Genomic DNA, 20,109 nt, shown 5'->3' with positions numbered 1-20,109 from the left:
GCTCTCGTTCGCATAGGGGTGGACGCAGATTGCGGCTGCCGAACGACTGGGGGTGACGCAGCCTCGCGTGTCCGACCTCACGCGCGGCAAGGTTCATCTGTTCAGCCTGGATGCCCTCGTCAACATGATCACCGCGGCGGGAATGCACGTGGAGATGTCGGTCAGCCCAGCCGCCTGACTTCGCAGGATTAGTTCATAACCCGACCTACTCGGGCAGTTGGGTGAGGGTGCCTTCGGCGCTGCGGGCGGCGGTCAGGCAGGCGGTGGTGGTGAATTGGTCGGCCAGGGGGTGGCGGGCTCGGGAGCGCCATTTGCGGACTGCGGCTACGGCCTGGTCTCGTTGGACCGAGGGGGCGGCGTTGACCGGGAGGCCGAGGCGGAGGTGGGGGGCGACGCCGGAGCCGCCGATGAGACGGTGGAGTTCGGCCAGATCTGATGGGGGCAGGGTTAATTCGTCGGTGCGGAGGCGGCCGAGGAGGCGGAGTTCGGCGAAGCCGTGGACGTCGGCGAGCAGGGTGCGGACGCGAGGCAGCAGGGCGTCGGCCTCGCTGCCGGGGTAGGCGGTGAGGACGCGGGCGAGGGCGGTCAGGGCGGAATGGGCCTTGAGTTGGTCGGCGCGCTGGCCGAATTGGACGTCGAGGACCGAGCGGAGTTCGTCCACGCCGCTGCGGTTGGTCAATTCCGCTGCCAGCGTGGCGGAATCGCGTACGCCGAGTCGGATCAGCGTGACGGCCATTCGAATGCCGAACAGGCCGAATCGTTCCGCGAGCTGGGCTCTGAGTTCCGGGGCCACTGGTAGGGCGACATCGGGCCGGGCGAACCGATCCGCGGAGAGCAGTGCCGTGCTCAGCTCGTCGACCGGGACACCGGCCAGTGCCTCGAACGCCGCGTACTCCTGTTGGCGCAGCGTGGCGGCGGCGAACGCGAGCAGTCCGGCGACCGGAATCACGGCCTGGCACAGACCCGTTCGTTCCAATTCGCCGGCGAAACGGGTCGCGACGTCGCGCGCCGAATGCAAGGCGTCGATCCGGCCCGCGCCGATCTCGTCGGCCCTGGAGACCACGCCGACGACGCCGAGCGGACCCGAAACACCCTGCGCTGCTCCGGTTCCGGCGCCAACCCGCTCGAGAAACCGGACGTCGGTGGCGTCGAGCCTGCGCAGCAGATACACGACTGCATCGGCGCCCGGAATCGCGACGCCCTGCTCAGGCTGCTCCATATCGATACCTGGCGTGAGCAATCGGGCCGTGCGCCGCGATACCTCCCGCGACAGCGACGAGGTGCCCGGCGTATCGATGATCGTCGTGTGGGCCAGCGCGGCGGCGGGCCATTCGACCTCGAGGTGATCGACTTCGCGCGCTACGGGCGCGTTCCAGTTCAAGCGGTCCAGGTCGAAGGTCAGCCCGTGCGTACCGCCACCGCGCCGCACCACCACGTTCGCGCGGGCGCCGTCGCCCGCGTGCGCCGTCACGCTCGGGGTGGAGCCGTAGCGGTACCAGGTGACGACCCTGGTGCATTCGGTCGCGTCGGTCGGCGCGATATCCTGCCCGACAAGGGAATTGAGCAGCGTGGACTTACCGGCCTTCAATGAGCCGGCCAGCGCGATGCGCAACGGTTGGTCCAAGCGACCGGCACAGTCGGCGAGCAGGGCGCGCGGCCGCGGCTCGCTCGCCAGCGCCGCGCGCGCCGCCCCGACCAGCCGATGCGCCTCGGCCACGATCCCCGGCGCCGCGCCGACCTCTCTCCTCACGAGGCCACCGTACCGGCGGTCGCGCTCGGCAGCGCGGCCTGCATGGCGTCGGCGTAGCGACCGAGCTCGGCGACCACATGCAGCTGCCGCTCGAGCACCGAGCCGCGTTCGGCCCGGCGGGCGTTGGCCATGGTCGCCGCCTCCTGCGCGGCCCGCAGCGAATCGTCGATCGACCGTAGGCTCCGTTCGGCCACACCGGCGTAGTGGTCGCGCAGCGCCCGGTGGATGCGGTGCAGCCGGTCCTTGGATTCCTTGCCCGTCTGGAACGCCACGTCGTCGACGAACCGGCGGACGGCGACCTTCGCCTCGTTGCGCCGCTTGGCCAGCCTGGCCTGCTTGTCGTCGCGGAAAGCCTTGCCGCCCACCACGAGTCCGGCGCCGAGTGAGATCGGGTTGAGCAGCGCGAGCCCAGCGAACGTGCTGGCCAGCCCGACCATCAGCACGCCGCCGTAGGAGCCGCGCATGCCGACGAGCAGTTTGCTGCCGAAGCCGATGTCGGGCTCCAGGTCGGCGAGGGTGCCCGCGCCGACGTGCCTGCCCTCGACGGCCGCATCGGACCGGACGTCCGGCAGATCGGCGGTGCCGACCTCGGTGAAATGCTCGGCCACCCGCTGCGCGAGTTGCAGTGCGCGGGAATGGGTCCACAGCAGGTTGTCACCGACCGCGGTATCGATGGTGCCGGTGAGGTATTCGGCGATGCTGTCCCAGTGCCGACCCGGGTCGTGGTCGTCGATCCACTCCTCGGTGGTTCTGGCGATGCCGCGCAACCGTTCGCGCAGATCGTGGTCTACATCGCCCGCCAGGTCGGTGATTCCGTCGGCGAGGGTGGTCTGCCACGCGGCGGTGCGGCGATGCAGTTCTTCGGCCGAGGTCCGCGCGGCCCGCAGTTCGCGGACCGCCGCCGCGCCACGTTCCGGGTCGCGCACCGCGACCAGCTCACTGCCCAGGGCGAGCGCCAAATGTTCTGCGGCGGAACGGATGTCGCGGGCCACCGCAGCGCGAGTGGCGAGCTGATCGCGCGCCACCACCTGGTCACGCAGGAATTGGTAGAGCACACCGAAGCCCGATTCCAGGCCGAGCTGCTGGTCCTGCAGGCGCAACGCGTGGCTGCGCAGCAACGAGGACACCGCGATCATCGGCACATCCAGGCCCGCCTTGTCGAGGTGCCGCTGATCCGCCTCGCGCACCTGGCGCCAATGCGGGTACAGGTCGGTCTTGGTAACCAGCAGCGCGACGGTAGGGCACAGTTCGCGCACCTGACGCAGGAACGCGAGTTCCGGCTCAGTGAGCTCGGTGGATGCGTCCGAGAGCACCAGTACCGCGTCGGCGGCGGGCACCATACTCAACACGCCTGCCGCGTAAGAACTTCCGTGCCCACCGACGCCCGGGGTGTCGACCAGCACGATGCCGTCGGCCAGCAAGGCGTTGGGCACCTGGATCTCCAAGCGCAGGATCCGCCGTCCCTGCGCCATCGGGGAACGGGCGGTGATCGTGCCGATCTCGTTGATCGGCACGAGAACTCGGGTCTCCGGGCCGCCGGAGTCGCCGCCGGGACCGGTGAGCACCAGCTCCGCCTTCGGCTCGGGGCCGTACGCGAGCAAGGTGGTGATCGTGGTGGTCACATCGTCACCCACCGGGCAGATCTCGAGATTCAGCAGCGCGTTGACGAACCGGCTCTTGCCTTGATCCAGTTGTCCCGCAATGACAATGCGCCGCCGCGGATCGCGCACCCGATCCGCCGCCACCTCTAGGCGGCCGACCAGATCGTTGCGACCCGCGGCGCGTGCCGCCGCGATGGTTTCGCCGAGTACCGACAGCAGCGGTACCGCCGGTGGCGTGGCGTTCGGTGCGGGCGTCCCCATCGCGGTATCGACCTCTTCCAGTGGAACGAGCGTTGTCAGGGCGGCGGGGCGATCAGTGCAGCATCGCGTCGCCGGCGAGATCCGCACCGGCACTGCCGGCCAGATCCGCGCCCGCATGCGTGTCGCCGAACAGTCCGGTATCGCCGTGCACACCGGCGGTACTGTCCAGCCCCGACCCGAAGGCACTGGAAACATCAAGTGACGACCACGCATTCGCGGTCGACCCGACGTCACCGCTCAACCCGGCACCGGTATCCACTGCACCATGCGTTGTGCTGCCAACCGAACCACCGAGTCCCGCACCGGTATCCACAGCACCATGGGTTGTGCCATCGAGCGAACCACCAAGCCCCGCACCCGTATCCACAGCACCATGAGTAACGCCACCGAGCGAACCACCAATGCCCACGCCTGTATCCACAGCTCCGTGGGTAATGCTGCCGAGCGAACCGCCCAGTCCCGCACCGGTATCCACCGCACCGCCGATACCCGTGGACAGATCGCCACCGAGACCCGCAGCCGAACCGATTCCCGTCGACAGCCCGGTCTCGAGGCCGGTCGCCGCATGGGCGCCCGCATCGAGGCCACCGCCGAGACCGGTCTCGAGACCCGACCCGACGTGCGCACCGACACCGGCCGCACCGTCGAGTCCGGTGGAAAGCCCACCACCCAGGCCAGCACCGGCATCCGCCGCAGCCCCGATTCCGGTGGACAAGCCCGTCGCCAATCCGGTTACCGCGTGCGTGCCCGCATCAACCGCGCCACCGGCCTGAGCGCCGGCATCGAAGGCACCGCCAAGTCCAGTCGACAGCCCGGTCTCCAAGCCCGAGCCCGCATGGGCCCCGGCGTTGATCGAGCTATCCACACTCGTCGCGAACCCGGTACCGAGATCGGCCCCCACCTGCGTTCCTGCACCGAGAGCCGCGCCCGCAGTGCCCGACAGCCCGGTCTCCAGACCCGAACCGACCTGCACGCCCGTATTCACTGCACCATCCAAACCAGCGCCGATATCGGTACCCGCGCCAACCGCCGCACCGAGTCCGGTCGCCAGCCCGGCCGTCGCCTGCGCCGTCGAATTAGCCACGCCCCCAACGGTTGTGGACAATCCACCACCAAGCCCGGTCGCGAGATCGGCATTCAGATCAGCCGCACCTTGCGCGACACCACCGAGCCCTGTCGACAACCCTGCCGCGGCTTGCCCGGTCGCGTCGAGCGCGCCGCCCAAACCGGCAGACAAGCCCGTGCCAAGATTCGCCGCAGCGTCGACACCCAACCCCGTGGACAAGCCGCCGGCCAACTGACTCCCGGCATCCACCGCGCCGTGCAGACCCGCATTCAGACCGGCACCGAGATCAGCACCCGCACCGACAGCCGCATCGAGTCCGGTCGTCACACCGGTCACCGCGTGCAGCGCACCCTGCAGCCCTGTGGAGAGATCAGCCCCGACCTGGGTGCCCGCGCCGACAGCCGCGTCGAGACCGGTGGAGATTCCGGTCGCGGCCTGTCCGACCGCGCCGAGAGCACCACCGATACTCGTTTCGAGCCCCGTCCCCAGGTGCAGCCCGGCATCCACGGCACCCTGCACATCGGCACCGATACCGGTCACCGCCTGCCCCGCCACACCGAGCGCCCCACCGACCGCGGCAGACAGATTCGCACCGATATCAGCGACAGTGCCCAGACCCGAGGAAAGCCCCGCACCGAGATCCGCGCCGACCTGCAGCCCGGTGCCGATCGCGGTGTTCAACCCCGCGTTGAGGTCGAGACCCGTGCCGACCTGGCCGCCCAGATCGATGCCCAGATCAGCGCCGAGGTTCAACCCGGCATCGGCCGCCGCGGCGGTACCGACAGTGCCCGCGGCACCGAGCACAGCGGCGGCACCGGTCTGTGCCCCGGCGGCGACGATCGCCGACAGCTGAGAGCCGCCCGTGACCAGCGCCGACTCGGCGACCATCGGGGCGACGGCGGCGATGTCCTCCGGCGTGACGGCGGGCAAACCCGCCGCCACCAGCGCTTGCGTCGGGTTGGCGCAGTAGCCGACCGCCGCCTCGTGGTCGCGCAGCAGGTTGAGGATGAACTCGAGAATCGCGTTGGGTGTCATCAGAAAATCTCCTGAGAGCCGGCGGACCTCCGCGATCCGCATCGTTGGAATGCATTTCACGCTAGGGGCGCCGCTCGTTACGCGTAACGGGGCCGACCCCCACAACTCACCTGATCCCGCCCTTAGGGGCATCCGTGGCATTAGGGGAATTTCCCCGGAAGTTCCCTGGAGGCGGTAACGGCTGACGGCCAGCAACCGAAACAACGAGTGCGTCGGCGTGCTCGTACCGCCTTCCGCACTCGGACTAGACAGCAGCGACACCGGACCACAGAGTTTTCGAACGGGGTTCACGAATGACACAGCGTCTGGCGCTCGGCATCACTGTCGGGGCGTCGAATTCGGTCGCGGTGGCGGCAGCGGAGGATGGCGGCGACCGCGTAGTCACCCATCCCAGCGTGCTCCGCCTAGCGGCCGACACGCCGCCCGCCCTCGGCACCGCCGCGCACGCCGCCGGTCGGCATTCCAGCGACGTGCTGGTCGACGGCTTTCTCGCCAGGGTCGGCGATCCGGTGGACATGCTCGCCGAGGACGGCACCGCGCATTCCGCCGCCGACCTCGTCGCCGCCGCCGTCGCCTGCCTGATGGACGAGATCAGCACGCAAGCCCGCGAGTACGGTTCGACGGTCGCCTGCCACCCCGCGTGGTGGCCGGGGCACACCGTCGACATCCAGCGCGCCGCCCTCGATCGGGAGGGCCTGCGCGGGGTGACCCTGGTGCCCGAACCGACCGCCGCGGTCCGCTGGCTCGAATCGGCGCACGGCCCGCTCGGCGACGGTGCGGTGGTCGTGTACGACCTCGGCGCCGCCGGCCTGACCGTCTCGGTGGTGCGCACCGGCGATCACGCGGGCCTGCTCGGCACCCCACTGCGTACCACGGACGTCGCCGGGGCGGAATTCGATCTGCTGACCATGCGCTACGTGCTGGCAAACGCTGTGCTTGCAAATGATTTCGACCCGTACGACCCGGTGGTCGAGCGGGAATTGTCGGCATTACGCGAGCGCTGCAGAACAGCGAAAGAAGAGCTGTCGATAAATACCGCCACGGTCGTGCCGGTGCGGCTGAATCCGGCGGACACGCACAGCGGCAATGTCCGGCTGGTGCGCGGCGAACTGGAGGACCTGCTTCGCGCGCCCGTGCTGACCTCGATCGACCTGATCCGCGACGCGGTGCACCGGGCCGGGCTCGACATCGGCGATATCAGCAAGGTGTTGCTCACCGGCGGCGGTGGCGCGATCCCTTTGGTCGCCGAGCTGATCTCCACCGAATTCGGCCTTCCCGTGGTCGCGGCCCCCGACCCGGCCAACACCAGTGCCCGCGGCGCCGCCGCGCTCGCCGCGGATCTGGCGACGGTCACCGCGCCGGTCGCACCGCCCGTCCCGGCCGCGCCGCAGACCAAAGAGCTTCCCTCCGTGGCGATCTCGCCGCTGCCGACGGGTGACGCGCCGCGCAAACCGCGGTTCAGCGGCAGGCAGCGCGCCGCCATTGTCGCGGGCGCCGCGGTCGTGCTCGGGTTGCTCGCCACCGGCACCGTCGCGATCGGTACCGGCGCCCAGCCCGGCCCGAACCCGGCCTCGACCGGCCACTCGTCCGCGGCGGAGATCGCCGCGACCAACGGGGCGCAGGCCGGTGATCCGGCCGCTCCGAACGAACCGGTCGCCGCGACCGACTCGACCACCTCCGCCGCAGGTCGCCCGAAACCAGCTGCGGGGCAACCTGATTCCCCCGCCGCGACGACCGTGGCCGTGGTGAACAGTCAGCCCGCCGCCGATCAGCCCGCCGCACCGCCCGCGGAACCCGGTGCGCCACAACCGGCCCCGCAGCCGCAGCCAGCTCCGGCGCCCGCACCCGCGCCCGGGCCCGGCCCGGCACCGGGTAACTATCCTCCGCCGCCGACCCCACCGCAGGCACCGAGCCTGCCGACCGGTGTCCTGAAGGACCCGGCCGATACCGTCGGCAACACCGTCGGCACCGTGCTGCGTGCCCCCGGCCAGATCCTCGGAGGAAACGGTGGCTGACATCGCGTTCGACACCCTGCCGTCCGCGCGCGAGATCCTTCGGGAACTGGAGTCCGCCGACCATCAGCCGGTCGTCTTCCTCATCCGCGGCCGCTCGCAGACCGGTAAATCGACCCTGCTCAACGAGATTCGCCTGCGGCTGCGCGCACGCGGCATTCCCCTCCAGGACACCCCGGCGGTCGATACGCCACCCACCGATAACGTCAGCTCCCCCAACGGATCCGGCACCCACCCGGCGCCGACGACCGAGCTGCGCCCGGCCCTGATCGTCGACAACGCCCACACGCTCAGCCAGTCCGAACTCGAATATTTGTGCACCACTATCGAATCCGGCCAGCGCACGGTCGTGATCGCGGCCCAGCCGCGCCCGCACGACCTGCGCCTGCGCGCATTGGCCGACACGATCGCCCGGCGCGGCCGGGTGGTGGAACTGCGCGCCCTCGGCGTCGCCGACATCGCCCCGTTCGCCAGGGAGCTCGGCATGATGGTGCCGCGCCAGGTGTCCCAGCACATCCACCGGCAAACCGACGGCATCCGCGGCGGCGTGGTCGCCGCGCTGACCGCCGCCTGCTCGGCCCGGCTGGACGCGGGCATCGGCGCGGTCGACGCGGCCATCGCCGCCTGGGCCCGCGCGCTGCTGGACAACCTCGCGCCGGATCTGCTGGAAACCCTCGTCGTCGCCACCACCGGCGCCGGCCTGGACGCCAGCGAGCTCACCGAGGTGCTCGGCGTGGAACCCGTTGCCGCACAGCACCTCATCGATCGGGCCAGGGCCAGCGCCCTGGTCACCGATGCCGACCTACTGCTCACCCCGGCCGTCGGGCCGTTGCGCACGCTGCTCGGCGACCGACGGTTCGTCGCGGTCCAGCGCAAGCTGCTCGGCGCGCGGCTGGACGCCGGCCTGCTGCGCGACCACACCGCGCTGCTGCTCGCCGAATCCGGCGTCCGCGACCCGCGCCTGGCCGAATTCCTCGCCGCCGCAGCGGAAAAGGCGGGCCGCGAGGCGGTGCGCTACTACGCGGCGGCCGCGGCGACCGGTGCCGACCCCGATCTCATCGCACTGCGCTGGGCCGAGGCCGCCGGGCGCAACGGCGACGGCGAAACAGCCATGCGGCTGGCCGAACCGGTGCTGGCCCGATCCGGTGTGTCCAGCACGGAACTCGCCGACGCGGTGCGGATCTGCGCCGCGGCGCTGACCCGGCGCGGCCTGGTCGCCCGTGCGGCCCAACTGTATTCGTGGCTCGGCGCGCAACGCGTCGGCGCGGACTGGGCCATCGGGGCCACGGTTCTCTCGCTGGCCGGCGACGTATCCGGCGCAGCGGAGATGTCCGGCTCGTCGACGCAGTGGCCGCCGACCGAGGCCACCGCCCATGCCCGGCTGATCGCCACCGCACTGGCCGGCACGCTGGACGGACGCCAGGGCGACCACGGAATCCCCACCGCACCAACGCTATCCACGAACGGCACGCCCGCGGCAGTCTCCGCCCTGGTGCAAGCCGCGCACGCCGATTCCGGCGTCGACCGGTTCCTCCCCTGCACCGCGGTGTCCATCGCGACGCTGCTCTGCCTCGGCACCGGCGAGCCGCGCCGCGCCGGCGACGCACTGCGCCGCGCCACCGCAAGCGGCCTGCGCTGCCATCAGCTCCAGGTGCTCGCGGCCTGGTCGGCCATGCTCGGCGGCGACGAACGCGCCGCCGCCGCAACGGTTGCCGCGCTCGATCACGATTCGCTCGACGTGCGCGACCGCCTGCTCGCGCACGGCGTCGCGGTCGGCCTGGCCAGGCGCACCGGCGATCACGCCGCGCTGTCGAAGGCCTGGCAGGCGGCCTATCTGATGTTCGACGATGTCGAGGCCGACCTACTCGCGCTGCTGCCGATCGGCGAATTGTGGCTGGCCGGAATCCGATTGCGCGACGAGGGCCGCATCGCACCGCTGGTCGACTCCGCACAAGCACTGCTGCACGGGTTGGCCGAACCGCCCGCCTGGGCGAACGCCTTCCACTGGTACGGCGTGCAGGCCGCGATCCTGCACGAGAGCCCGCAGGAACTGCTCCCGCATGCCCGGCAGCTGAAGGCCGCGGCCGAAGCGGGCGACCGGCACGCCGCCGTGCTCGCCGACGCGGGCCGCACCTGGGTGCTCGTGCTGCGCGGCGAGGTATCGACGGCGCCGGTCGAGGCGGCCGTCGCGGGACTGAGCGAGATCGGCATGACCTGGGACGCGGCCCGGCTGGCCAGCGAGGCCGCCCTCGCCGCGGCCGATTCGGCGACCGCGACCGCGCTGCTCAAACTGGCCCGAACGGTCCGCGCCGACGCCAAACCGCAGGACCCGATCCTGCCGCCGGCCGCGACGCCGCCGCAGCAGGGCAGCAAGCCCGCCCCGGATCCGGCGGTCGGCGAGCCGACCGCGATCCTCAGCGAGCGCGAGCGGGAAGTCGCCGAGCTGGTCCTGCTCGGGCTGACGTACCGGGAGATCGGTGCTCGTCTGTACATTTCCGCCAAGACGGTGGAGCATCATGTCGCCCGTATTCGGCGCCGAATCGGTGCTCGGTCCCGATCGGAGTTATTGTCGATGCTCCGCGCCATGGGACACGGCTCCCTACTGGTGTGACAGAGTGCGGGTTCGTCAGCCGGGAAGCCGAAGCGAGGTACTGAGGATGGCCACAGGGGTGGGCCTACGCATCGCCGAGGACGAGTGCACGGCGGCGATCGTCACCGACGGCGGCGAAGAACCGTTGTTCATCGTCCGCGAGTCGCTGCTGTACATGTCCGACGACGGTGACGCCACGCTCGGCGGGCCACCGCCGGACGAGAATGCCCATGCGATCACCGGCTTCGCGCAAGCCGTCGGCGACCCGGCGGGCATCTCCGTCGACGACGGCGAGGCCTATCGGGCCGAGGACCTGGTCGCGACCGCGCTGTTCTGCCTGATCAACCTCACCGCCGACCACCTCAACGGTCCGGCCGAGTTCTACGCGACCCACCCAGGTGACTGGCCGCGCGAATACGTCCAGGCTTTGCGCGACGCACTCGACTACCTGGGTCTGCGGTCGGTGCTGCTGGTCAGCGAGGCCGACCTGCCGAGCGCCGAGGTCGGCGCGCCGGGCAGCACGTACGCCTACGACGCCGCCCGCGCGGCCCTGGCCGCGGTGCTGTCCACGCCGGCGGGCAGTACGCCGCCGGACCCGACCCATGCCGAGAACTCGACGGTGGACACCGTCATCATCCCGGCCGTGCCCGCATCGGATCCGACGCCGCAGGCGTACTCGGCGGCCATCCCAATGGCCGAAGTGGTGGCGACGGCGGAAACCGCCGCGCCGCAAGAGCCCGCGCGCAAAACCGAACCGGCGAAAGACCGCAAACAGCTGCCACTGCTGATCGGCGCCGCCGCGCTGATCGGACTCGTGCTCGGCGGCTTCGCGATGGCCGTGCTGTTCCGGGACGACGGCACCACGCCGGTACCGCCGATGCGCGACGCCAAATCCGATCAGGTCTCGGTGAGTCCGACACCGCCCCCCGCACCGCCGATCAACTTCCCGACCGTTCCGGTGACACCGACGACCACCGAGGCACCGGTCACCACCACCGCGCCGCCCCCACCGCCGGAGACGACGCCGCCTCCACCGCCGCCGCCGACCACCGAGCCACCGACGACGACGCCGAGCCCGTCCACTCGCCCGCGGCCCACCACCACGACGCCGTACAACCCGCTGCCGCAGATTCCGACGATCCCTGGCCTGCAGATACCGAGCAGTCGGTGATTAGTAGAGACCTTCCCCGGTTTGTGCCTTAAAGTGATGCGCTGACCGGTGTTGTCGGATGAATTGCAGGCGCCCGGTCTGTTGCTGGAGGACGACTGTGAGCCAACGGATTCCAGGCCCGTTGCCGCGGATTGAGCTGGCACGTGCGTGCCAACGAAGGGATTTCATGCGCAAGTTGGTGGCGCGCCGCGCCACGGTCAAAGCTGTCGCCCTCGCTTCGACCGTTTTCCTCGCACCCTTGCTCTGCACAACCATCGCCGCGGCGGCACCGGCGACACCCGCACAGCTGAATGCCGAGAACCTGCCGTCGGAACTGGTGCAGGCGATCGCCCGAGATCTGAAGATGACTCCGACGGAGTACCTGGACCGTGCGGCCCGCGCCCAGCAGCTGCGCGACTATGCCCGCGATTTCCGCTCGGAACGCCCGGAGGCCTTCGCCGGCGCCTGGATCGGCACCGACGGCAAGCCCGTCGTCGCGGTCACCTCGCTCGACGCCGCCAAGATCGCCGCGGCCGACGGCTACCAGACCCGGCTCGCCCCGGTGTCCGCGGACGGTCTGGAAGGCTCGCTGATGCAGCTGAATCAGTGGATCACCAGTCTGCCCAAGGAAATCTCCACCGCGATCAACTCGGTCGCCATCGACTTCCTCAACAGTCAGCTGGTGCTCAGCGTCGCCAACACCCCGGCGGGCCACCTGCTGAACCTGCCGACCCTGATCGCCAACATCAAAGTCATCCTCTCGCCCGGCAGCGGCGGCGGGGTGGAACGGCGGCCGATGGGCGGCGACACCTACATCAGCGCCCCGGTTTCGCTGCACGACGCCTCGCTCAAGGGCGTCGATGTCTGCTCGTTCGGCTTCAACAGCATCGACGCGGCCGGCAACGCGCTGAATATCAGTGCGGGACACTGCGATCCGAACGTCGACAAGGGCAACCAAGACGCCACCGTCTACTTCCCCAACGTCAAGGACATCCCGAACAGCCCGGAGCTCGGCTCGTTCGTCCAGGCGAAGCTGGGCGGGCAGAGCGCGCTGGACTACTCGGTGATCAAGCTGAACGACCGCGCGGTGCGTGCGGGCATGGACCAGCCGACGGTGCGCGGCGCCAACGGCACCACGATCGCCATCACCGGCACCGCCGACCCGATCACCGGCGCGCCGGTGTGCAAGTCGGGGCAGTCGTCCACCTTCACGTGTGGCTTCGTGGTGGCCGATCGGGTGGAGACCCAGCTGTACACCGCGGAGGGGGAGAGCAAGACCGTGCGCGGCTTCGCCAGCTCGGCCTGCACCCTCGGTGGCGACAGCGGCGGCGCGATCGTGTCCGGCACCCTCGCCCTCGGCATCACCAGCGGTTCCAACGCGGCCGAGGCACCGGACTGCAACGAGGCCAATATCGCGCTGGCGCAGTACGGCGGCACGGCCAGTCTCGGCATTCCGATCCGGCCGATCCTGGCCGATATCGACGCGTCGTCCGGCGGCGGCGTCGGCAGTGGCATCACGGTGCGGACCCGGCCCAACGCCGGGTAAGGCGTGCTGAGCGCCGGGCGAAAAAACCGGTCCTCGTTATAAGTAGGCATACCGCGCTGGAGCCCATATAGTCTGGGCATGCTCCTGCCACGTATAGGTCATCTCCGATCAGCTGCGCGACAGACCCGGGTCCGAAAATCAGCTATCGCCGCCTCGGCGGCGATACTGCTGTTCGGGCCCACGGCGGCAGTAGCGACGGCACAACCCGATCCGGCGCCGAGTCTGCCCGCCGAACTGGTCAGTGCCATCGCCCGCGATCTGAAGATCTCCCCGGAGGAGTACCTGCACCGCGCCGACGTGGCCCAGCAGGTCGCCGGGTTCGCCACCACCGCGCAGCGGCAGTTCCCGGCGGTCTTCGCCGGTTCGTGGCTCGACGACAACGGCAAGGCCGTGGTCGCGCTGGCGCAGGGCCCCGGTGCCGACGACGCCCGAAAGGCCGCGGAGTCAGCGGGTTTCGAGGTTCGCAACGTCGCCAAGAGCGAGTCCGCGCTGCGCGGTGAGAAGACCGCGTTCCAGCGTTGGCTCGACGGTCAGCCCGAGGCGGTGTCGGCCCTCGTGCGTGGCGTGGTGATCGACACGGTCAACAACAGCATCGCGGTGCGCGTCGACAAGGCCGGCCTGCCGATGCCGAACTTCATCGACCCGGCCAGGGTCATCGTGATGGCGCCGCCGGTGGCCGGTGAGCAGGGCACGCTGCAGGCCACCGAGATCGCCGGCGCCGCGAACGGCGTGCTCGCCGGCGGCGACGGCTACGCCTCGGTCGCCGGGCGCCTCTCGCTGCGCTGCTCGCTCGGCTTCAACGGCACCGACCGCAACAACAACATCGTGAATGTCACGGCGGGCCACTGCAACCCGGACATCCCGTCCGCGGGCAACGACAACGCCGCGCGGGTGCATGAGCTCAACGGTGACCGGCTCGGCAACGAGCTCGGCCGCTTCGAGAAGTCGGTGCTCGGCGCGCAGGACTACTCGATCGTCCGGATCGCCGACCAGGCGCGGGATCGGTTCAGCAACAACGAGGTGCGGGTGCCCGGCGCCGCGTCGGTGCGCATCGAGGGTGTCGCGACTCCGGTCGTCGGCGCGCCGGTCTGCAAGTCCGGTTCGCGGACCGGCTTCAGCTGTGGCGTCGTGAACGCGGTCGACCAGACCGTCCAGGTGGGCGAGCGTGAGCTCACCCAGGCCTTCTCGGCCAACATCTGCGCGCTGCCCGGCGACAGCGGCGGCCCGATCGTGACCGGCCGGCTCGCCCTCGGCATCTCCAGCGCGTCGTCGGTGGCCGACTACCCGATCTGCGAGATCCCCAACCTGATCGGCGCCCTGACCGGCAACGCACCGCAGCTGTTCGCGCAGCCGGTGAGCGTGGTGCTCTCGGACAACCCGGGGCTGAAGATTCGCACCAACTAGTTCCACCAGTCGACAAGGCCGGCAGCGTAGTGCTGTCGGCCTTTTCGCTGTCCTGGCGACGGTTCCACTGGCCTTGCGCGGCCCGTCCAGCGCGCAAGGCGTGCTGCGGTCGGCAATGTTCCGGCATTCTGGACCGTATGTGTTTGGTACTGATCGGCTGGCGGGCTCATCCGGAGTATCGGTTGATCGTCGCGGCCAACCGAGACGAGTTCTATGGCCGGTCGACCGACTCCATGCGCTGGTGGCCGGAGGTGTCCGGACTACTGGCCGGGCGAGATCAGGGAGCGGTGCACAAAGCCGAGGGTGATCCGCCGGGCACCTGGCTCGGGCTGCTGCGGGAGGACAAGGGCCGCAACCGATTCGCGACGGTGACCAATGTGCGCAACCCGAAGAACGAGCGCGCCGACGCCCGTTCCCGTGGTGCGCTGCTGATGGACTTCCTGCGCGGCACCTCGGCTCGGCATCCCGGCGTGGATTTCCTCGGCCCGGAGAAATACGTGCTCGACGTCGCGACCGCACCGGACGACTACAACGGCTACAACCTGGTGGTGTCCGACCTGGAATCGCTGTGGTGGCATTCCAACCGCAGCGACACGCCGCCGCGCGAGCTGACTCCCGGCTTTCACGGCCTCTCCAACGGCACATTCGTCAGCTCGGCAGGGCTGAACCCCGGAGAGACGGATTTGACCGCCCCACAGCCCATCTGGCCCAAGGTACGCAGCGGTGTGATCGAACTGCGGTCGGTGGTCGAGTCCGATCCCGGTGCCGTCGACCGCTATTTCGCGGTGCTGGCCGATCGCACCAAGGCCGCCGACTCGGAGTTGCCCGACACCGGGGTGCCGCGTCTGCTGGAGCGGCGGGTGTCGTCCCGGTTCATCGCCGACGCCGCGCACGGCACCCGGGCGAGCACGGTGCTGCTGGTGCGCGAGGACGGCTCGTTCGAGATGGCGGAGCGGACCTTCGGGCGGTTCGGGCGGCGCAAAGGTGCGGTGTCGTTCAACGGCACCCTGGATCTTCCGGCCTGAAAACGACGACTGGCCCGCCTCTCCGAAGAGAGACGGGCCAGTTGTCAGAGCGGTTCTTACTTGGCCGGCAGCGGCTTGTCGGCCCACTTGGTGGTGCCGTCCGCAGCCTGGAAGGTGTTGAGCAGCTCGAGACCCGCGGCGATCAGGGTCGGGCCGCCGACCACGATGGTGCCGAGGATGCCGCCGATGCCCGCACCGGCCACCAGGCCGGGGAAGCAGAACGCGGGGATGGTCAGGATGCAACCGATGGTGGCACCGATGGCCGTGCCGACGAAGCCACCGATCGCGGTCGCAATGCCGAAGTTGCTCGCGAATTCGTTCTGCGCGCGCTGGTTCTCGATCGGCGACGCGATGTCCTGCGCGACGCTCGGCTTGGCGATGACCGGCTTGTCCGTGACGACCAGATCCGCAGGCTTCTGCGGGGTCACCTCGAGAACGGCGCCGTCCTTCTTCACCTCGGTCTTGACCGGAACGAGCTTGCCGTCGACGTCCACGTCGAGCGGGAACGAGACGAGGGTGTTGCCCTGGCCGTCCCGGACGTTGGCGACGGAGATCTTCGGATCAGCGGCGGTTGCTCCGTCCTTCTCGGTGACCGAGAAGGTGCCCCCCTTGAGCGACGCGACTACCGTCTTGTCGACCAGTTTGACGGAGTAATTGATGCCGGGGTCGGCCGGTGCGGCGACAGGCTCGGCATGCGCGGTCCCGAGACCGATGGTCATCGCGCCGATGACCAACGCGGCACCCGCGGTGGTTCTGCGGAGGTTCATTCAGTTTCCAATCCATCATCAGGTCGCCTGCCCGCCGATCCCCGCACGCGAGAGCGCTCTTCATCAAACCCGGGCGGTCGCCCCGGATCCTCCCCGAGCAGTGTGAAGACAGGCACAGCAGACAGAACGTCGTGAGCGTAATCCACCGGCGAGCCATAAGCGAGATGCATTCCGCGCCTTGCAGACTAAGCCTGTCCTTACCGATTAGGCCGGATGCCTCGACGTTTACGGTGGTGATCACCTGAAGACGCGCTTGGATTGGCAAACCTGGTGTGACGTTCATCACAGGCTTAATTTGAGTCAAGCCCCAGCAAGAGGGGGCATAGCCCAGCTGTAAATGGTACGACGGATAGCATAAGTTACTGGTGGGTAACTTACTGCCGGTTAGGATACGAGCCAAGCGGGGCGGTCCCGAACTGCCCTCGCTCGTGTTGCCTCTAGAGAAAGGTCGCGACATGAATGCCCTGACAGTGACGCTGGGCACGATTGGGGCGACGCTCAGCCTCCTGTGTTGGGCGTCGTTCTTCGGCGGCGTCCGCAGCATCGTCCGCGCCATCATGATCGGACAGCCCGCACCGGATCGCTGGCGACCGTTCTTCCCGCGTTTCAAGCAGATGGTCATCGAGTTCCTCGCGCACACGCGGATGGCCAAATTCCGCACCGTCGGCTGGGCGCACTGGCTGGTGATGATCGGCTTCATGGGCGGCGCCATCCTGTGGTTCGAGGCCTACGGTCAGACCTTCGACCCGTCCTTCCACTGGCCGATCATCGGCAACTGGCCGATCTACCACCTGTGGGACGAGATCCTCGGCATCGGCACCGTGGTCGGTATCGGCACGCTGATCATCCTGCGCCAGCTGAACCACCCGCGGCTGCCGGAGCGGCTGTCCCGGTTCAGCGGCTCGAAGTTCGGTCCCGCGTACGTGATCGAGGGCATCGTGCTCATCGAGGGTCTCGGCATGATCTTCGTGAAGGCGGGCAAGATCGCCGCCTACGGGCACTCCGACCCGTACACCGACTTCTTCACCATGCAGGTGGCCAAGCTGCTGCCCGCGAGCACCACCATGGTCGCGCTGTTCGCCTTCGTGAAGTTGATGTCGGGCATGGCCTTCCTCTACCTCGTCGGCCGCAACACCACCTGGGGTGTGGCGTGGCACCGGTTCTCGGCGTTCCCGAACATCTACTTCAAGCGTGAGGACGACGGCGGCGTCGCGCTCGGTGCGGCCAAGCCGATGATGTCCAAGGGCCAGCCGGTCGACATGGAGACCGCCGACCCGGACAACGACACCTTCGGTGCGGGGCGGATCGAGGACTTCTCCTGGAAGGGCTGGCTCGACTTCACCACCTGCACCGAGTGCGGCCGGTGCCAGTCACAGTGCCCGGCCTGGAACACCGGAAAGCCGTTGTCGCCCAAGCTGCTGATCATGTCGCTGCGCGACCACGGCAACGCCAAGGCGCCCTATCTGCTGGCCGGTGGCCGTAAGGACATGGGCGGCGACGAGATCGGCCTGGTCGATGCCGAGGGCAAGCCGAATGAGGCTGCGCTGGCGAAGATCTCGGACGCGGCGAAGGCCGAGGCCGAGCGTCCGCTGGTCGGCGGCACCGACGTCAGCGGCATCATCGATCCCGAGGTGCTGTGGTCGTGCACCACCTGTGGTGCGTGCGTCGAGCAGTGCCCGGTCGATATCGAGCACGTCGACCACATCATCGACATGCGCCGCTACCAGGTGCTCATCGAATCGGAGTTCCCGTCCGAGCTCGCAGGCCTGTTCAAGAACCTGGAGAACAAGGGCAACCCCTGGGGCCAGAACTCCAAGGACCGGCTCAACTGGATCAACGAGGTCGAGTTCACCGTTCCGGTGTTCGGGCAGGATGCCGACAGCTTCGACGGCTACGACTACCTGTTCTGGGTCGGCTGCGCCGGCGCCTACGAGGACCGCGCGAAGAAGACCACCAAGGCGGTCGCCGAGCTGCTCGCCACCGCGGGCGTGAAGTTCATGGTGCTCGGCGCCGAGGAGACCTGCACCGGCGACTCGGCCCGGCGTGCGGGCAACGAGTTCCTGTTCCAGCAGCTCGCCGCGCAGAACATCGAGACGCTGAACTCGGTGTTCGAGGGGGTCGAGGAGAAGAAAAAGAAGATCGTCGTCACCTGTGCGCACTGCTTCAACGCGCTCAACAACGAGTACCCGCAGGTGGGCGGCAACTACGAGGTGGTGCACCACACACAGCTGCTCAACCGCCTGGTGCGCCAGAAGCAGCTGATCCCGGTCGCCTCGGTATCGCAGAACGTCACCTACCACGACCCCTGCTACCTGGGTCGGCACAACAAGGTCTACAACGCGCCGCGTGAACTGATGGAAGCCTCCGGCTCCACGCTGATCGAAATGCCGCGGCACGGCGAACGTTCCATGTGCTGTGGTGCCGGTGGTGCGCGCATGTGGATGGAAGAGCAGCTCGGCAAGCGCATCAATGTCGACCGGGTCGATGAGGGGCTGAACACGCTCGCGGCCAACCCGGGATCCACGCCCGGCAAGATCGCGACCGGCTGCCCGTTCTGCCGCGTCATGCTCAACGACGGTGTCACCGCCCGTCAGGAGAAGGGCGAGGGCGAAGGGGTCGAGGTCGTCGACGTCGCGCAGTTGATGTTGGACGCCATCGATCGGGTGGATGCGGCCAAGCTCAGCGAGAACCTGGTTGTTGTCCAGCAGCCGAAAGCGCCTGTGGTCGAAGAGGTCGCCGAGCCGGAGCCCGAGGTTGTGGCCGAGACGTCGGCACCCGCGAAGGCGGCACCGTCCGGTGGTGGGCTCGCGATGAAGGGTCCGGCCAAGGCACCCGGCGGCGGGCTCGGCATGAAGGGCGCCGCGAAGGCGCCCGGCGCCAAGGCAGCGGAAGCCCCTGCGGGCGAAGCCGAATCGGCTTCCGAGGCACCGGCCGCACCGGTCAAGGGCCTCGCCATGAAGGGCCCCGCCAAGAAGCCCGGTGGGCTCGGCATGAAGGGCGCAGCCAAGGCGCCCGGCGCCAAGGCCGACACCGAAGCCCCTGCGGCCGAAGGCGAATCGACTCCCGAGGCACCGGCCGCACCGGTCAAGGGCCTCGCCATGAAGGGCCCCGCCAAGAAGCCCGGTGGGCTCGGCATGAAGGGCGCCGCCAAGGCGCCCGGCGCCAAGGCGACTCCGGCCGCTGAGACCGCTCCCGCGGCAGAGTCCGCGCCTGCGGCCGAGGCACCGGCGCCCAAGCCGGTCAAGGGCTTGGGGATGAAGGGCGCCGCCAAGGCGCCCGGCGCCAAAGCACCTGGCGCAACGGCCCCCGCCGCCCCGGCGGCCGCCGCCGAGAGCAGCGCTACCCCGGAAACCGCCGCCGCCGAACCGGTTTCAGAACCCACCGAAACCAAGCCGTCGATTCCGGCCAAGGGGTTGGCCATGAAGTCCGGGTTCAAGCGTCCCGGGGCGAAGGCACCGGGCGGCTCCGCGCCGGCTGAGCCGTCCGCGGCTGAGCCGACAGCCGAACCTGCCACGGAATCCGCTGCGCCGGAATCGACTCCGGAGCAGCCCGCCAACGGTAACGGTGCCGCCGAGGCCACTCCTCCGGCCGCCAAGCCGGGCGGCCTCGGTTTCAAGTCCGGCGCCAAGGCACCCGGTCGCAAGAACTGATCAGCACAATCGAATAACAACCCAGATCGACCCGGGTCCACGCGATGGACCCGGGTCGACCTGTATACACAATCCGGTCATTCCATTGACACACAATCGGATTCCCACGGGCTTACGGGTGCCTGATCGACCGAATCCACACCAGAATGCGGCACCGCGTCTACTACGTTTACCTGAACTGCGGCAGACGAGTGGGGAGGCACTGGGGAGTGCTCGCTACGTCACGCAGCAATCACCAGTTCCCTTACGGCA

The 20,109-nt window shown here is 69.3% G+C and carries 11 protein-coding genes and 1 pseudogene; 8 read left to right on the top strand and 4 right to left on the bottom strand.

The annotated features are described in order from the left end of the window. Nucleotides 1-19: 19 nt before the first annotated feature. A pseudogene (locus tag ABZ942_RS22285) lies at nt 20-178 on the top strand (XRE family transcriptional regulator); the annotation flags it as partial. Between the two features lie 27 nt (nt 179-205). Here ABZ942_RS22285 and ABZ942_RS22280 read toward each other — a convergent pair. From ABZ942_RS22280 to ABZ942_RS22270, 3 genes are read right to left on the bottom strand one after another with little or no spacing between them, the layout of a single operon-like run. Beyond that, a complete protein-coding gene (locus tag ABZ942_RS22280; protein WP_357384874.1) occupies nt 206-1,750 on the bottom strand; it encodes a dynamin family protein in 1,545 nt (514 codons plus the stop codon). After that, nucleotides 1,747-3,612 carry a dynamin family protein gene (locus ABZ942_RS22275; protein ID WP_357384872.1) on the bottom strand — a complete coding sequence of 622 codons (1,866 nt, stop codon included), beginning with the start codon at nt 3,610-3,612 and terminating at the stop codon, nt 1,747-1,749. Before ABZ942_RS22275 ends, ABZ942_RS22280 begins: the two co-directional genes overlap by 4 nt. A gap of 52 nt (nt 3,613-3,664) precedes the next feature. Further along, a complete protein-coding gene (locus ABZ942_RS22270) occupies nt 3,665-5,713 on the bottom strand; it encodes an IniB N-terminal domain-containing protein (RefSeq protein WP_357384870.1) in 2,049 nt (682 codons plus the stop codon). A 293-nt stretch (nt 5,714-6,006) separates the two neighbouring features. Here ABZ942_RS22270 and ABZ942_RS22265 point away from each other — a divergent pair, with 293 nt between their 5' ends. The 6 genes from ABZ942_RS22265 (at nt 6,007) to ABZ942_RS22240 (ending at nt 15,440) form a co-directional block, all read left to right on the top strand. After that, nucleotides 6,007-7,728 carry an Hsp70 family protein gene (locus ABZ942_RS22265; RefSeq protein WP_357384868.1) on the top strand — a complete coding sequence of 574 codons (1,722 nt, stop codon included), beginning with the start codon at nt 6,007-6,009 and terminating at the stop codon, nt 7,726-7,728. Then, entirely contained in the window at nt 7,721-10,336 is a 2,616-nt protein-coding gene (locus tag ABZ942_RS22260; protein WP_357384867.1) for a LuxR C-terminal-related transcriptional regulator, read from the top strand. The genes ABZ942_RS22265 and ABZ942_RS22260 overlap by 8 nt, the downstream gene beginning before the upstream one ends. A gap of 46 nt (nt 10,337-10,382) precedes the next feature. Further along, a complete protein-coding gene (locus ABZ942_RS22255; RefSeq protein ID WP_357384865.1) occupies nt 10,383-11,486 on the top strand; it encodes a hypothetical protein in 1,104 nt (367 codons plus the stop codon). A 166-nt stretch (nt 11,487-11,652) separates the two neighbouring features. Further along, nucleotides 11,653-13,011: a S1 family peptidase gene (locus ABZ942_RS22250; RefSeq protein WP_357384864.1), complete on the top strand. Its 1,359-nt coding sequence runs from the start codon at nt 11,653-11,655 to the stop codon at nt 13,009-13,011. 78 nt (nt 13,012-13,089) lie between these two features. After that, a complete protein-coding gene (locus ABZ942_RS22245; RefSeq protein WP_357384862.1) occupies nt 13,090-14,415 on the top strand; it encodes a S1 family peptidase in 1,326 nt (441 codons plus the stop codon). 137 nt (nt 14,416-14,552) lie between these two features. Then, complete coding sequence (locus ABZ942_RS22240) at nt 14,553-15,440, top strand: NRDE family protein (protein WP_357384860.1); 888 nt, start codon at nt 14,553-14,555, stop codon at nt 15,438-15,440. A gap of 56 nt (nt 15,441-15,496) precedes the next feature. On the opposite strand, the gene ABZ942_RS22235 is transcribed toward ABZ942_RS22240, so the two are convergent. Beyond that, nucleotides 15,497-16,207 carry a hypothetical protein gene (locus tag ABZ942_RS22235; protein WP_357384858.1) on the bottom strand — a complete coding sequence of 237 codons (711 nt, stop codon included), beginning with the start codon at nt 16,205-16,207 and terminating at the stop codon, nt 15,497-15,499. Between the two features lie 455 nt (nt 16,208-16,662). Here ABZ942_RS22235 and ABZ942_RS22230 point away from each other — a divergent pair, with 455 nt between their 5' ends. Further along, a complete protein-coding gene (locus tag ABZ942_RS22230; RefSeq protein ID WP_357384857.1) occupies nt 16,663-19,857 on the top strand; it encodes a heterodisulfide reductase-related iron-sulfur binding cluster in 3,195 nt (1,064 codons plus the stop codon). The last annotated feature ends 252 nt before the right edge of the window (nt 19,858-20,109 follow it).

It is taken from the genome of Nocardia sp. NPDC046473, from assembly GCF_040645995.1.
In the GTDB taxonomy this organism is placed as follows: domain Bacteria; phylum Actinomycetota; class Actinomycetes; order Mycobacteriales; family Mycobacteriaceae; genus Nocardia.
This window is presented reverse-complemented; position numbering and strand designations above follow the sequence as displayed.

Excerpts from the sequence above, each read along its gene's own strand:
- ABZ942_RS22265 (WP_357384868.1), top strand. The coding sequence starts at position 6,007 with ATGACACAGCGTCTGGCGCTCGGCATCACTGTCGGGGCGTCGAATTCG.
- ABZ942_RS22255 (WP_357384865.1), top strand. The coding sequence starts at position 10,383 with ATGGCCACAGGGGTGGGCCTACGCATCGCCGAGGACGAGTGCACGGCG.
- ABZ942_RS22270 (WP_357384870.1), bottom strand. The coding sequence starts at position 5,713 with ATGACACCCAACGCGATTCTCGAGTTCATCCTCAACCTGCTGCGCGAC.
- ABZ942_RS22240 (WP_357384860.1), top strand. The coding sequence starts at position 14,553 with ATGTGTTTGGTACTGATCGGCTGGCGGGCTCATCCGGAGTATCGGTTG.
- ABZ942_RS22275 (WP_357384872.1), bottom strand. The coding sequence starts at position 3,612 with ATGGGGACGCCCGCACCGAACGCCACGCCACCGGCGGTACCGCTGCTG.
- ABZ942_RS22235 (WP_357384858.1), bottom strand. The coding sequence starts at position 16,207 with ATGAACCTCCGCAGAACCACCGCGGGTGCCGCGTTGGTCATCGGCGCG.
- ABZ942_RS22230 (WP_357384857.1), top strand. The coding sequence starts at position 16,663 with ATGAATGCCCTGACAGTGACGCTGGGCACGATTGGGGCGACGCTCAGC.
- ABZ942_RS22245 (WP_357384862.1), top strand. The coding sequence starts at position 13,090 with ATGCTCCTGCCACGTATAGGTCATCTCCGATCAGCTGCGCGACAGACC.
- ABZ942_RS22250 (WP_357384864.1), top strand. The coding sequence starts at position 11,653 with ATGCGCAAGTTGGTGGCGCGCCGCGCCACGGTCAAAGCTGTCGCCCTC.